This window comes from Streptomyces sp. NPDC000151, assembly GCF_040301705.1.
In the GTDB taxonomy this organism is placed as follows: domain Bacteria; phylum Actinomycetota; class Actinomycetes; order Streptomycetales; family Streptomycetaceae; genus Streptomyces.
On sequence record NZ_JBEPFC010000087.1, the window covers coordinates 1 to 13,378 of the forward strand.

Here is a 13,378-nt window from a genome sequence, read left to right on the forward strand (position 1 = left end):
CCCCGGCTCAGCCGGCCCCGGTGTCCAGTCGCGCGAGGGACGCCGCCGCCGCGGCCGCCAGGCGGGGGTGGTCCAGGGCCGCGGTGAGGGCCGGGACGGCGCGCGGGTCGCCGAGGGCGCCGAGGCCCTCCACGCAGGCCAGGGCGACGCGCCAGTACGGGGTGTGCGGGGTGAGGAGGCGTTCGAGAGTGGCGATCAGGGCCGGGACGGACTCCGGGGCGCGGAGGTCGGCGAGGAGGCGTACGGGGTGCAGGGCATAGGCCGTGCGGAGGGGGTTGGTGGCGAGGGCGGCGGCGGCGCGGGCCGTACGGGGGTCGCCGAGGCGGGCCAGGGCGTGCGCGGCGGTGGCGCAGCGGACCGGGTCGCGGTAGTTCAGCAGCAGGACGAGCGTCTCGAAGGCGCGACGGTCGCCGGCGCAACCGAGGGAGAAGGCGGCGATCTCGCGTGTCCAGAGCGGGCGCTCGACCGCCGTGAGCATCCTGGCCAGCTCTTCTCTGCCCGCGGGGGTGTTCTTGCGGGCGAGGGCCAGCAGGCGTTCGTAGGTGACGAGATCGGCCGGCGACCGCAGCTCGCCCCGTACTCGGTCGGTCAACTCGTGGAATCGGTCTTCCATTTGCGGTGCTCCTCCCCCGCTGCCTCGGCGTGGCCCGCGCCACAGATTAATTCCCCCTTTTCCCCCTGGCGCTTGCCGTTACCCGCGAGTTAATCTGCTGGCACGAGCAGCACCCCTGCTCCGGCGGCCTGGTGACGCAGCCGCCATGAGTGAAGTCGGTTCGGCACCGCACAGCACGACACACAGCCGAGTGACCGGCAGTGACCCCGGGACAGGGTCCGCCGCGCAGCTCCCTCCGTACGCGCCCCTCGACCGCGTCGACCGCGTGTGCGCTCCCCTCAGTCGTCACTTCTCCCCTGCCCGCAGGGGAACACCCTCAGGAGTCTCGCGATGGGCCTCTCGTCCACCCCTGATTCGACCCTGTCCCCCGCCACCGCCGCATCCGGCATCGCCACCGTCGCCGTCGTCGGTCTCGGCACGATGGGTACCGGCATCGCCGAGGTGCTCGCCCGCGCCGGCCGCGAGGTCATCGGCATCGACATCGACGACGCCGCGGTCCGCCGCTCGGTCACCGCGCTGGAGGCCTCCACCGCCCGTGCCGTGCGCCGCGAGCGGATCACCGAGCGCGAGCGGGCCGACGTGCTGGCCCGCTTCCGCACCTTCTCCGATCTGCAGGCCGCCGCGGAGGCCGACCTCGTCATCGAGGTGGTGCCGGAGGACTACGAGCTCAAGCGGCAGATCATCACGGCCCTGGACGGCATCGTCCGCCCGGACACCGTGCTGGCCACCGGCACCAACTCCCTCTCGGTGACCCGGCTGGCCGCCGACTCCCAGCACCCCGAGCGCGTGCTCGGTCTGCACTTCTTCAACCCCGCGCCGGCCATGAAGCTGGTCGAGGTGGCCTCCTCCGTGCTGACCGCGCCCACGGCCGTGGCCGCCGTCACCGAGCTGGCCCGCGAGCTGGGCAAGGACCCGATCGCGGTGGGCGACCGCCCCGGCTTCGTCGCCGACGGCCTGCTCTTCGGATACCTGAACCAGGCCGCCGCGATGTACGAGTCGAAGTACGCGACCCGTGAGGACATCGACGCGGCGATGCGCCTGGGCTGCGGGCTGCCCATGGGGCCGCTCGCGCTGCTGGACCTCATTGGCATCGACACCGCCCGTACCGTCCTGCAGGCGATGTACGCGGCCTCGCACGACCGGCTGCACGCGCCGGCGCCCATCCTCGGCCAGCTCGCCGAGGCGGGGCTGACGGGCCGCAAGGCGGGCCGCGGCTTCTACACGTACGAGACGCCCGGCAGCGACGCCGTCGTGCCGGACGCCGAGACCCCCGCCGACCAGCACGAGCAGGCCGGCTCGCGCACCGTGCGCAGCGTCGGCGTGGCCGGTTCCGGGACGATGGCGAGCGGCATCGCGGAGGTCTTCGCGAAGTCCGGCTTCCAGGTCGTGCTGGCCGCGCGCAGCCAGGAGAAGGCGGAGAAGGCCAAGGCCCGGATCGAGAAGTCGCTGGGCCGGTCGGTGGCCAAGGGCCGGATGACCGAGGAGGCCCGGGACGCGGCGCTCGCGGCGATCACGCCGGCGGACTCGCTGGACGCCTTCGCCGAGGTGGACCTGGCCGTCGAGGCGGTGGCCGAGGACCTGGAGATCAAGCAGCAGCTGTTCGGGACGCTGGACAAGATCTGCAAGCCGGGCGCGGTGCTGGCCACCACGACCTCCTCGCTGCCGGTCGTGGCCTGTGCGCGGGCCACCTCGCGCCCGCAGGACGTCATCGGGATGCACTTCTTCAACCCGGCGCCCGCCATGAAGCTGGTGGAGGTCGTGCGGACGGTCCTGACGGCCGACGACGTGCACGCGACGGTGCGCGCGGTGTGCGCCAAGGTCCGCAAGCACCCGGTGGACTGCGGCGACCGGGCGGGCTTCATCGTGAACGCGCTGCTGTTCCCGTACCTGAACAACGCGGTGAAGATGGTCCAGGAGCACTACGCCTCGCCGGACGACATCGACGCCGCGATGAAGCTGGGCGGCGGCTATCCGATGGGCCCGTTCGAACTGCTCGACGTGGTGGGCCTGGACGTCTCGCTGGCCATCGAGAAGGTGCTGCACCAGGAGTTCCGCGACCCGGGCCTGGCCCCCGCGACGCTCCTGGAGCACCTCGTCGCCGCGGGCTGCCTCGGCCGCAAGACCGGCCGCGGCTTCCGTGAGTACGCCAAGCGCTGACGCCGGGGGCGGCTGGGGCGGGCTGCTCGAACCGGGAGGCGGCCCGTCGGCGGCCTCCCGGCCGCCCGCCCCCCGGGCGAATGGCGCAGGCCGCGGGATTATGAAGTACCGTCCCCACATGTCCCAGCCCGCTCGTACGCAGCCTTCAGACGGTCCCGACACCCCCACGCCCGGCTCGCGCCGCGCGGCCGCCCAGCGGCTCAAGATGCGCCGCGAATTGGCGGCGGCGGCGATGGAGCTGTTCGCGACCAAGGGCTACGAAGCGACGACCGTCGACGAGATCGCCGCGGCGGCGGGCGTCGCGCGGCGGACGTTCTTCCGCCACTTCCGCTCCAAGGAAGAGGCGATCTTCCCCGACCACGACGACACCCTCGTACGGGCCGAGGCGGTGCTGGACGCGGCGCCCGCGCACGAGAACCCGCTGGACACGGTGTGCCGCGGCATCAAAGAGGTCATGCGGATGTACGCGGCCTCGCCGGCCGTGGCGGTGGCCCGCTACCGCCTGACCCGCGAGGTGCCCACGCTGCGCGAGGCGGAGATCGCCTCGGTGGCCCGGTACGAACGCCTCTTCACGCGCTACCTGCTGGGTCACTTCGACGAGGGCGCGCACCGCGAGGGCAACGACGACCCGCTGCTCGCCGAGGTCGCCGCTTCCGCGGTGGTCACCGCGCACAACCACGTACTGCGGCGCTGGCTGCGGGCCGGCGCGCAGGGGGACGTGGAGACGCAGCTCGACCACGCTTTCGCGATCGTCCGCGAGACGTTCGGCACGGGCATCGGCGCAGGGCGTACGCCCGCGACCCCGCCGCCCGCCGCGACGGCGGACCGGGAGGGCGAGGTGCTGGTGACGGTGGCCCGTACGGACGCCCCGCTCAGCGAGGTCATGCGCACGATCCAGAAGGCGCTGCGCGAGCACAAGAACTGAACAGCGGGTCGCACAGCAAGGCGCCGTCATGTCCTGGACATGGCGGCGCCTTGCTGTGCGACCCACGAGTAACAAACGTCACGTGCCACCCTCAACCGCGGCGGATCGTCCGCTTTCGCGGTGATTTATGTTGCTCATGCGTGCCGCATGGATGACATCTGAGAGAAATTGTTGGCACCGAGTGCCTTGTCGGCTGGCACGCGGTGTCATACGTTGATGTTGTCCGGGCGGCCGGTACACCCGATCTTCGGCGTACCGGTTGTCCCCGCGAACCACTGGTCCGCGCGCCCGGATGCCTGCGTCACAGGCAACCTCCCGCGCACACCCGCGCCTGCCGAGCACCACACAGCCGAACCGACGGCACCGCCTTCGCACCACCCCCGACGTTCCCTCAGCCGTTCCCCAAGCGTGCTTCGCCGGAGGCATACCGTGAACCACATTCTGGATGCGATCGTCGCACCCGACAGCAAGCGCGAAGACTTCGCGAACCTGTCCATCCCCGAGTCGTACCGCGCGATCACCGTGCACAAGGACGAGGCCGAGATGTTCGCCGGCCTCGCCAGCCGGGACAAGGACCCGCGCAAGTCGCTGCACCTCGAAGAGGTGCCGGTGCCGGAGCTCGGCCCGGGCGAGGCCCTGGTCGCCGTCATGGCGTCCTCGGTCAACTACAACTCCGTCTGGACCTCGATCTTCGAGCCGGTGTCGACCTTCTCCTTCCTGGAGCGGTACGGCAAGATGTCGCCGCTCAGCAAGCGCCACGACCTGCCGTACCACGTCATCGGCTCCGACCTGGCCGGCGTCGTGCTGCGTACCGGCCCCGGCGTGAACTCCTGGCACCCCGGCGACGAGGTCGTCGCGCACTGCCTCTCGGTGGAGCTGGAGTCCTCCGACGGCCACAACGACACGATGCTCGACCCCGAGCAGCGCATCTGGGGCTTCGAGACCAACTTCGGTGGCCTCGCCGAGATCGCGCTCGTGAAGTCCAACCAGCTGATGCCCAAGCCGGACCACCTGACCTGGGAGGAGGCGGCGGCCCCCGGCCTGGTGAACTCCACCGCGTACCGCCAGCTGGTCTCCCGCAACGGCGCCGGCATGAAGCAGGGCGACAACGTCCTCATCTGGGGCGCCTCCGGCGGCCTGGGCTCCTACGCCACCCAGTTCGCGCTGGCCGGCGGCGCCAACCCGATCTGCGTCGTCTCCAGCGAGGACAAGGCGGAGATCTGCCGGAAGATGGGCGCCGAGGCGATCATCGACCGCAAGGCCGAGGGCTACAAGTTCTGGAAGGACGAGAGCACCCAGGACCCGAAGGAGTGGAAGCGCTTCGGCAAGCGCATCCGCGAGCTGACCGGCGGCGAGGACATCGACATCGTCTTCGAGCACCCCGGCCGCGAGACCTTCGGCGCATCGGTCTACGTCACCCGCAAGGGCGGCACGATCACCACCTGCGCCTCGACCTCGGGCTACATGCACGAGTACGACAACCGCTACCTGTGGATGTCGCTGAAGCGCATCATCGGCTCGCACTTCGCCAACTACCGCGAGGCGTGGGAGGCCAACCGCCTGATCGCCAAGGGCAAGATCCACCCGACGCTGTCGAAGACGTACTCCCTGGAGGAGACCGGCCAGGCCGCGTACGACGTGCACCGCAACCTCCACCAGGGCAAGGTCGGCGTCCTCGCGCTGGCCCCCGAGGAGGGCATGGGCGTGCGCGACCACGAGAAGCGCGCGAAGCACATCGACGCCATCAATCGCTTCCGGAACGTCTGAGCCGACGGAACGACGGAAACGTCTGGGAGACCACACTCATGACTGAGCGTCAGAAGGATCGTCCGTGGCTGATGCGGACATACGCGGGACACTCGACCGCCGAGGCGTCCAACGAGCTGTACCGGCGTAACCTCGCCAAGGGCCAGACCGGCCTGTCGGTCGCGTTCGACCTCCCGACGCAGACCGGTTACGACCCCGACCACGTCCTCGCCCGCGGCGAGGTCGGGCGGGTCGGGGTCCCGGTCTCCCACCTCGGCGACATGCGCCGGCTGTTCCAGGACATCCCGCTGGAGCAGATGAACACCTCGATGACCATCAACGCCACCGCCATGTGGCTGCTGGCGCTGTACGAGGTGGTCGCCGAGGAGCAGGGCGCGGACATCACCAAGCTGTCCGGGACCACGCAGAACGACATCGTGAAGGAGTACCTGTCGCGCGGGACGCACGTCTTCCCGCCGGGACCGAGTCTCCGGCTGACCACCGACATGATCACGTACACGGTCGCCCATATCCCGAAGTGGAACCCGATCAACATCTGCAGCTACCACCTGCAGGAGGCCGGGGCCACGCCGGTGCAGGAGATCGCGTACGCGATGTCCACCGCCGTCGCGGTGCTGGACGCCGTACGGGACTCCGGGCAGGTGCCGCCCGAGAAGTTCGGTGACGTGGTCGCGCGGATCTCCTTCTTCGTGAACGCGGGCGTCCGCTTCGTCGAGGAGATGTGCAAGATGCGCGCCTTCGGCCGCATCTGGGACAAGATCACCCGCGAGCGGTACGGCATCGAGAACCCCAAGCAGCGCCGCTTCCGGTACGGCGTCCAGGTCAACTCTCTGGGCCTGACCGAGGCGCAGCCCGAGAACAACGTCCAGCGGATCGTCCTCGAAATGCTGGCCGTCACGCTCTCCAAGGACGCCCGCGCCCGCGCCGTGCAGCTGCCCGCCTGGAACGAGGCGCTGGGCCTGCCCCGCCCCTGGGACCAGCAGTGGAGCCTCCGTATCCAGCAGGTCCTCGCGCACGAGTCGGACCTGCTGGAGTACGAGGACATCTTCGCCGGGTCGCACGTCATCGAGGCCAAGGTGGACGCGCTGGTCGAGGAGTGCCTGGCCGAGATCGACCGGATCCAGGAGATGGGCGGCGCGATGGCCGCCGTGGAGTCCGGCTACCTGAAGTCGCAGCTGGTCGCCTCGCACGCGGAGCGGCGCGGCCGGATCGAGGCCGGCGAGGAGAAGATCGTCGGCGTCAACTGCTACGAGTCCACCGAGCCCAACCCGCTCACCGCCGACCTGGACACCGCCATCATGACGGTCGACCCGGAGAACGAGGCGCGGGTGGTGCAGGCGCTGCACGAGTGGCGCGACTCCCGGGACGAGCACCGGGCGCAGGAGGCCCTGTCGGCGCTGAAGAAGGCGGCGGCCGGGGACACCAACCTCTTCGCGGCCACTCTGGAGTGCGCCAGGGCCGGTGTGACGACCGGGGAGTGGGCCTGGGCCCTCCGGGACGTCTTCGGTGAGTTCCGGGCGCCCACGGGCGTCTCCAGCGCCCCGCTGGCGGTCGCCGCCGAGCAGGGCACCCCGCTCGCGGCCGTCCGCGAGAAGGTCGCCCGCACCGCCGCAGAGCTCGGCAGCGGCAAGCTGCGCCTCCTGGTCGGCAAGCCCGGCCTGGACGGGCACAGCAACGGCGCCGAGCAGATCGCCGTACGGGCCCGCGACGCCGGCTTCGAAGTGGTCTACCAGGGCATCCGGCTGACGCCCGAGCAGATCGTCTCGGCGGCCGTCGCCGAGGACGTGCACTGCGTCGGCCTGTCCATCCTCTCCGGCTCGCACGCCGAGCTGGTGCCGGACGTGCTCGCCCGGCTGCGCCGCACGGGCGTGGACGACATGCCCGTCATCGTCGGCGGCATCATCCCCTCGGCGGACGCGGCAGCGCTGCGCGAGGCCGGTGTCGCCGCCGTTTTCACCCCGAAGGACTTCGGTATCACGGAGATCATCGGCCGTATCGTCGACGAGATCCGTACCGCGAACAAGCTCGATCCCCTGGAGGTCCCCGCATGACCAGCCCCGTGAACGGTCCCGTGAACCGTCTGCGTCCGCGCCGCTCCTGCCTCGCGGTGCCCGGCAGCAACCCGCGCTTCCTGGAGAAGGCCCAGGGCCTGGCCGCCGACCAGGTCTTTCTGGACTTGGAGGACGCCTGCGCGCCGCTGGCCAAGCCGGAGGCCCGGCACACCATCGTCAAGTTCCTCAACGAGGGCGACTGGACGGGCAAGACGCGCGTCGTGCGGGTCAACGACTGGACGACCGAGTGGACGTACCGCGACGTCGTGACCGTCGTCGAGGGCGCGGGCCAGAACCTCGACTGCATCATGCTGCCGAAGGTGCAGAGCGCCGACCAGGTCGTGGCGCTCGACTTCCTGCTGACCCAGATCGAGAAGACGATGGGCTTCGAGGTCGGCAAGATCGGCATCGAGGCGCAGATCGAGAACGCCCAGGGCCTCAACAACGTCAACGCGATCGCGCAGGCCTCCCCGCGCGTCGAGACGATCATCTTCGGCCCGGCCGACTTCATGGCCTCCATCAACATGAAGTCCCTGGTCGTCGGCGAGCAGCCGCCCGGCTACCCGGCCGACGCCTACCACTTCATCCTGATGAAGATCCTGATGGCCGCCCGCGCCAACAACCTCCAGGCGATCGACGGTCCTTACCTCCAGATCAAGAACGTCGACGGCTACCGCGAGGTCGCGAACCGCGCCGCCGCTCTCGGCTTCGACGGCAAGTGGGTGCTGCACCCCGGCCAGGTCGACGCCGCCAACGAGGTCTTCTCGCCCTCCCAGGAGGACTTCGACCACGCCGAGCTGATCCTGGACGCGTACGAGTACTGCACGTCCGAGGCGGGCGGCAAGAAGGGCTCCGCGATGCTCGGCGACGAGATGATCGACGAGGCCAGCCGCAAGATGGCGCTCGTCATCTCGGGCAAGGGGCGTGCCGCAGGCATGCAGCGCACGTCCAAGTTCGAAGCCCCGGAGGCCTGAGATGCAGTTCGGCCGCACCTACGAAGAGTTCACCGTCGGGGACGTGTACAAGCACTGGCCCGGCAAGACGGTCACCGAGTACGACGACCACCTCTTCTGTCTGCTCACCATGAACCACCACCCGCTCCACATGGACAGCAATTACGCCGAGTCCACGACCGACTTCGGCAAGAACGTGGTGGTCGGGAACTACATCTACTCGCTCCTGCTCGGCATGTCCGTGCCGGACGTGTCCGGGAAGGCCATCGCCAACCTGGAGATCGAGTCGCTCAAGCACGTGGCGCCGACCTTCCACGGCGACACGATCTACGGCGAGACGACCGTGCTGGACAAGACGCCGTCGAGGTCGAAGAACGACCGCGGCATCGTGTACGTCGAGACCAAGGGCTACAAGCAGGACGGCACGCTCGTCTGCGTCTTCCGGCGCAAGGTGATGGTGCCGACGGCCACGTACATCAAGGAGCGCGGCGGCGAGCAGCCCGGCCGCCCCGAGCTTCAGGTCAAGGAGAAGTAGCGATGGCGCGCCTGGCACAGACCGAGGGTCTGACGGACATCCAGCGGGAAATCCTCTCCACCGTCCGCGATTTCGTGGACAAGGAGATCCTTCCGGTCGCGACCGGGCTGGAGCACAAGGACGAGTACCCGACGCAGATCGTCGAGGGGCTCAAGGAGCTCGGCGTCTTCGGGCTGATGATCCCCGAGGAGTACGGCGGTCTCGGCGAGTCGCTGCTGACGTACGCCCTGACGGTCGAGGAGATCGCCCGCGGCTGGATGTCGGTGTCCGGCATCATCAACACCCATTTCATCGTCGCCTACATGCTCAAGCAGCACGGCACGCAGGAGCAGAAGGACTACTTCCTGCCGAAGATGGCGGCCGGTGAGATACGGGGCGCCTTCTCGATGTCGGAGCCGGCGCTCGGCTCGGACGTGTCGGCGATCTCGTCCAAGGGTGTGAAGGACGGCGACGAGTACGTCCTCAATGGTCAGAAGATGTGGCTGACGAACGGCGGTTCGTCCACGCTGGTCGCGGTCCTCTGCAAGACGGACGAGGGCCACCCCGAGGGCACGGCCCCGCACAAGTCGATGACGACCTTCCTCGTGGAGAAGGAGCCCGGCTTCGGCGAGGTCCGCCCGGGACTCACCATCCCCGGCAAGATCGAGAAGATGGGCTACAAGGGCGTCGACACGACCGAGCTCATCATGCAGGACCTCCGGATCCCGGCGAACCGCGTGCTCGGCGGCGAGACCGGACGTGGTTTCTATCACATGATGGACGGCGTCGAGGTCGGCCGGGTGAATGTCGCGGCGCGTGGCTGTGGCGTCGCGCAGCGTGCGTTCGAACTGGGCGTGGACTATGCCCAGCAGCGGCACACCTTCGGCAAACCGATCGCAAAGCATCAGGCCATCCAGTTCAAATTGGCCGAAATGGCGACAAAGGTCGAAGCGGCCCATGCGATGATGGTCAACGCCGCCCGCAAGAAGGACTCCGGCCAGCGGAATGACCTGGAGGCGGGCATGGCGAAGTACCTCGCCTCCGAGTACTGCAAGGAGGTCGTGGAGGACGCCTTCCGCATCCACGGCGGTTACGGCTTCTCCAAGGAATATGAAATCGAACGCCTGTACCGCGAGGCGCCCATGTTGCTCATCGGTGAAGGTACCGCTGAGATCCAGAAAATGATCATCGGGCGCCGGCTACTGGAGGAGTACCGCATCCAGGGGTGAATGTCCGTTTCGGGGTGTTTTCTTCGAGAAGAAGATCACACCCCGTGACCGGACTTCGGCCACGGATTGGCGTTGGCTCTTGGCCAGTTGCCGCTCGCACCCGATAGCATCCCCGGAAAGCCGCCGTCCCCCATTCCTACGCGGCATCCTCCGCTACGAAGGTCATCCATGCCCCACAGCCAATCCTCTGCACACCGCGGTCGCGTCCGCCTCGCGCGCGGAGCGTCGCCGTGGCTCCTGCCGACCGTCGCGACGGCAGCGGTCAGCCTGGCCCGCTCCCGGCGCTCGGGACGCTGGGCCGCCGTCGCCGTGCCCGCCACCGCTCTGGCGGCGGGCATGCTGTGGTTCTTCCGCGACCCCGAGCGCGACATCGCTCAGGGCCGCGTCATCTCCCCGGCCGACGGCGTGGTGCAGAGCATCATGCCGTGGAAGGACGGGCGCACCCGCGTCGCGATCTTCATGAGCCCGCTGAACGTCCACGTGAACCGCGCCCCGCTGGCCGGCACGGTCACGTCCGTCGAGCACATCCCCGGCGGCTTCGTCCCGGCGTTCAACAAGGAGAGCGAGAACAACGAGCGGGTCGTCTGGCACTTCGACACCGAGCTCGGTGACGTGGAGATGGTGCAGATCGCCGGTGCGGTGGCCCGCCGCATCGTTCCGTACGTCCCGGAGGGCACCAAGGTCGAGCAGGGCGAGCGCATCGGTCTGATCCGCTTCGGCTCGCGTGTGGACGTGTACCTGCCCGAGGGCGTCGAGGCCGCGGTCGAGGTCGGCCAGGCCACCACAGCGGGGGTGACTCGTCTTGACCGTGATTGATCCCGATACCCAGGCGGGCTGGGCGGCCGAGGAGGAGGACGACGACATGCCGCTGTCGACGCGGCTGTCGATAGCGGACACGCTCACCCTCGGCAACGCGATCTGCGGCTTCATGGCCGTCTACTTCACGACCACCGGCGTCCTGATCCCGCACCTCACGGGCACGGAGGACGGCGGCATGGCGCGGCACAGCGCCGCGATGGCCGTGATCCTGATGCTGCTCGCGTCGGTCTTCGACCTGTTCGACGGGCTGGTCGCGCGCAAGCTGCGGGCCTCGGCGATGGGGGCCGAGCTCGACAACCTCTCCGACCTGATCAGCTTCGGCCTGGCGCCCGCGTACTTCGTGGTGACCTGGGGCATGGTCGCCCAGGACGCGAACCAGCGGGTCTCGGTGGTCGCGGCGGTGGTGGTGCTGCTGGCGGTGATCCTCCGCCTCGCCCGCTTCTCCTGCGTGACGGTGCCGAACGGCATGTTCCAGGGCATGCCGAGCCCCTTCGGGGCGCTGACCGTCGTGGCGATCGTGCTGCTGGAGCTGCCGTTCCTGCCGACGCTGCTCGCGATCATCGGCGTGGCGTGGCTGATGGTGAGCCGGGTGGAGTACCCGAAGCCGCGCGGGCGGCTCGCGGTGGCGATGCTCTCCTGGATCGTGCTGAGCATGGGCATGCTCGCGGCGTGGGCGCTGGACGCGCCGGCCGGCCAGCTGCTCCTGCAGACCGGCTGCGCGCTGCAGGTCGTGACGGGCGCGATGATCCCGCTCTTCGCGACGGCCCGCCGGGTGAACACGTTCCGCGACAACCGCCGCGAGGCGCGGGCAGCGCAGCTGCCGTAGTTCCGGCGGCGGGTGGCCGACGTACGGAAGGCCCGGTACGAACCTTGCGTTCGTACCGGGCCTTCCGCATATCCAGCCCGTCCGGCGTTTGAGGACGAGCCCGGAGGGCGATCGGGGTCCAGGGGCGCAGCCCCGGTTTCGGGAAGGGGCGGGTCCGGGGCATCCTTCCCCAGGCCCGGCCCCGCCCTGCGGGCCGTACGCACGGGGCTCTGCCCCGGACCCCGCTCCTCAATCGCCGAAGGGGCTTGATTTGGCCGGAGGGGCTTGATTTGGCTACGCCAGGAAGTCCCGCGCCAGGGATTCTGCCGCCTGCTCCAGGAGCGGGCCCGCCTCGGCCATGCAGCGGGCCGGGTCCGGCTCCAGGGCCGTCAAGGGGTACGCCCGCTCGATTCCGGCCTGGAGGAGCGCCGACGGCGGAAGGAGCAGGCGGCCGCAGACCGCCACGACGGCCAGGCCGCGGGCGCGCGCCGCCGCGGCCACGCCCGCCGGTGCCTTCCCGTGCAGCGTCTGCTCGTCCAGCGAGCCCTCGCCGGTAATCACGAATGTGGCGCGCTCCAGCGCCGGGCCGAACCCGAGCACGTCGAGCATGACGTCGATGCCGGGCCGGAACGTCGCGCCCAGCCCGACCAGCGCGCCGTACCCGATGCCGCCCGCCGCGCCCGCGCCGGGCGCCACCGCGTACGAGGCCGCCTTCGGCCCCACCGCCGCTTCCAGCACCTTCGCGTAATGCGCCAGCGCCGCGTCCAGCGTGGCGACGTCCGCCTCGCTCGCGCCCTTCTGCGGGCCGTAGACCGCGGGCGCGCCCTTCGGGCCGGTCAGTGGGTTGTCCACGTCGCTGGCCAGCACGATCTCCGTGCCGGCCAGCCGCGCGTCGAGGCCGCTCAGGTCGGCGGTCGCGAGGGTCGCGAGCGGCCCGCCGCCCGGCGCGACCGGCTCCCCCGCCCGGTCCAGGAAGCGCGCGCCGAGCGCCGCGAGCATCCCCGCGCCGCCGTCGTTCGTGGCGCTGCCGCCCACGCCGAAGACGATGCTGCGCGCGCCCGCGTCCAGCGCGGCCAGCAGCAGCTCGCCGGTGCCGTACGTGGTGGCCGTCAGCGGCGCGAAGACGCCGTCCGGCAGGTGCTGCAGGCCCGACGCCTCGGCCATCTCCACCACGGCCGTACCGTCGGCGCGCAGCGCGAACGTGGCCGTGACGGGCGTGCCGGTGGGTCCGGTGACCCGCGCCTCGTGCCGGGTGAAACCGGCGGCCAGCGCCGCCGCGACCGTGCCGTCGCCGCCGTCCGCGACCGGGACGGCCGCCACGGAGAGGCCCGGTACGGCACGCCGCAGGCCCGCCGTGACGTGCTCGGCGACCTGGACGGCCGTCAGCGAGCCCTTGAACTTGTCCGCGGCGATCAGCACGTGTGCTGTGTCTGTCCTTGCTGCGTCCGCCACCCTGTTTCCCCTTGCTTCCGAACTGGCCGTCGCGCCGGTGTGACCCTATCCGGCGCGGAACCCGGAGAACAGAGTGACGTTTTCCGGGAAGCG

11 protein-coding genes are annotated in these 13,378 nt (G+C 70.1%); 9 read left to right on the top strand and 2 right to left on the bottom strand.

Annotated elements, in window-relative coordinates; genetic code table 11:
- Nucleotides 1-7: 7 nt before the first annotated feature.
- Nucleotides 8-613 carry a HEAT repeat domain-containing protein gene (locus tag ABT381_RS22725; RefSeq protein WP_351597291.1) on the bottom strand — a complete coding sequence of 202 codons (606 nt, stop codon included), beginning with the start codon at nucleotides 611-613 and terminating at the stop codon, nucleotides 8-10.
- 330 nt (nucleotides 614-943) lie between these two features.
- Here ABT381_RS22725 and ABT381_RS22730 point away from each other — a divergent pair, with 330 nt between their 5' ends.
- The 9 genes from ABT381_RS22730 (at nucleotide 944) to pssA (ending at nucleotide 11,854) form a co-directional block, all read left to right on the top strand.
- Entirely contained in the window at nucleotides 944-2,770 is a 1,827-nt protein-coding gene (locus ABT381_RS22730) for a 3-hydroxyacyl-CoA dehydrogenase family protein (RefSeq protein ID WP_351597294.1), read from the top strand.
- A 118-nt stretch (nucleotides 2,771-2,888) separates the two neighbouring features.
- Nucleotides 2,889-3,695 (top strand): TetR family transcriptional regulator, encoded by an 807-nt coding sequence (locus ABT381_RS22735; RefSeq protein WP_351597297.1) that lies wholly within the window; start codon nucleotides 2,889-2,891, stop codon nucleotides 3,693-3,695.
- Nucleotides 3,696-4,124: 429 nt separating this feature from the next.
- A complete protein-coding gene (gene ccrA, locus ABT381_RS22740; protein ID WP_351597300.1) occupies nucleotides 4,125-5,462 on the top strand; it encodes a crotonyl-CoA carboxylase/reductase in 1,338 nt (445 codons plus the stop codon).
- A 38-nt stretch (nucleotides 5,463-5,500) separates the two neighbouring features.
- Nucleotides 5,501-7,513, top strand: a complete 2,013-nt coding sequence (locus ABT381_RS22745; RefSeq protein WP_351597302.1) for an ethylmalonyl-CoA mutase — start codon at nucleotides 5,501-5,503, stop codon at nucleotides 7,511-7,513.
- Nucleotides 7,510-8,487 carry an HpcH/HpaI aldolase/citrate lyase family protein gene (locus ABT381_RS22750; protein ID WP_351597305.1) on the top strand — a complete coding sequence of 326 codons (978 nt, stop codon included), beginning with the start codon at nucleotides 7,510-7,512 and terminating at the stop codon, nucleotides 8,485-8,487. The genes ABT381_RS22745 and ABT381_RS22750 overlap by 4 nt, the downstream gene beginning before the upstream one ends.
- 1 nt (nucleotide 8,488) lies before the next feature.
- Complete coding sequence (locus ABT381_RS22755) at nucleotides 8,489-9,001, top strand: MaoC family dehydratase (RefSeq protein ID WP_351597308.1); 513 nt, start codon at nucleotides 8,489-8,491, stop codon at nucleotides 8,999-9,001.
- A 2-nt stretch (nucleotides 9,002-9,003) separates the two neighbouring features.
- Complete coding sequence (locus ABT381_RS22760) at nucleotides 9,004-10,209, top strand: acyl-CoA dehydrogenase family protein (RefSeq protein ID WP_351597311.1); 1,206 nt, start codon at nucleotides 9,004-9,006, stop codon at nucleotides 10,207-10,209.
- A gap of 168 nt (nucleotides 10,210-10,377) precedes the next feature.
- The gene (locus ABT381_RS22765; protein ID WP_351597313.1) at nucleotides 10,378-11,025 is read left to right on the top strand and encodes a phosphatidylserine decarboxylase; all 648 of its coding nucleotides are present in this window, start codon (nucleotides 10,378-10,380) and stop codon (nucleotides 11,023-11,025) included.
- Complete coding sequence (gene pssA / locus ABT381_RS22770; protein WP_351597316.1) at nucleotides 11,012-11,854, top strand: CDP-diacylglycerol--serine O-phosphatidyltransferase; 843 nt, start codon at nucleotides 11,012-11,014, stop codon at nucleotides 11,852-11,854. Before ABT381_RS22765 ends, pssA begins: the two co-directional genes overlap by 14 nt.
- A gap of 273 nt (nucleotides 11,855-12,127) precedes the next feature.
- Here the strand turns inward: pssA and ABT381_RS22775 are convergent, their stop codons facing one another.
- Nucleotides 12,128-13,252, bottom strand: a complete 1,125-nt coding sequence (locus ABT381_RS22775; protein ID WP_351597319.1) for a glycerate kinase — start codon at nucleotides 13,250-13,252, stop codon at nucleotides 12,128-12,130.
- Nucleotides 13,253-13,378 lie beyond the last annotated feature (126 nt).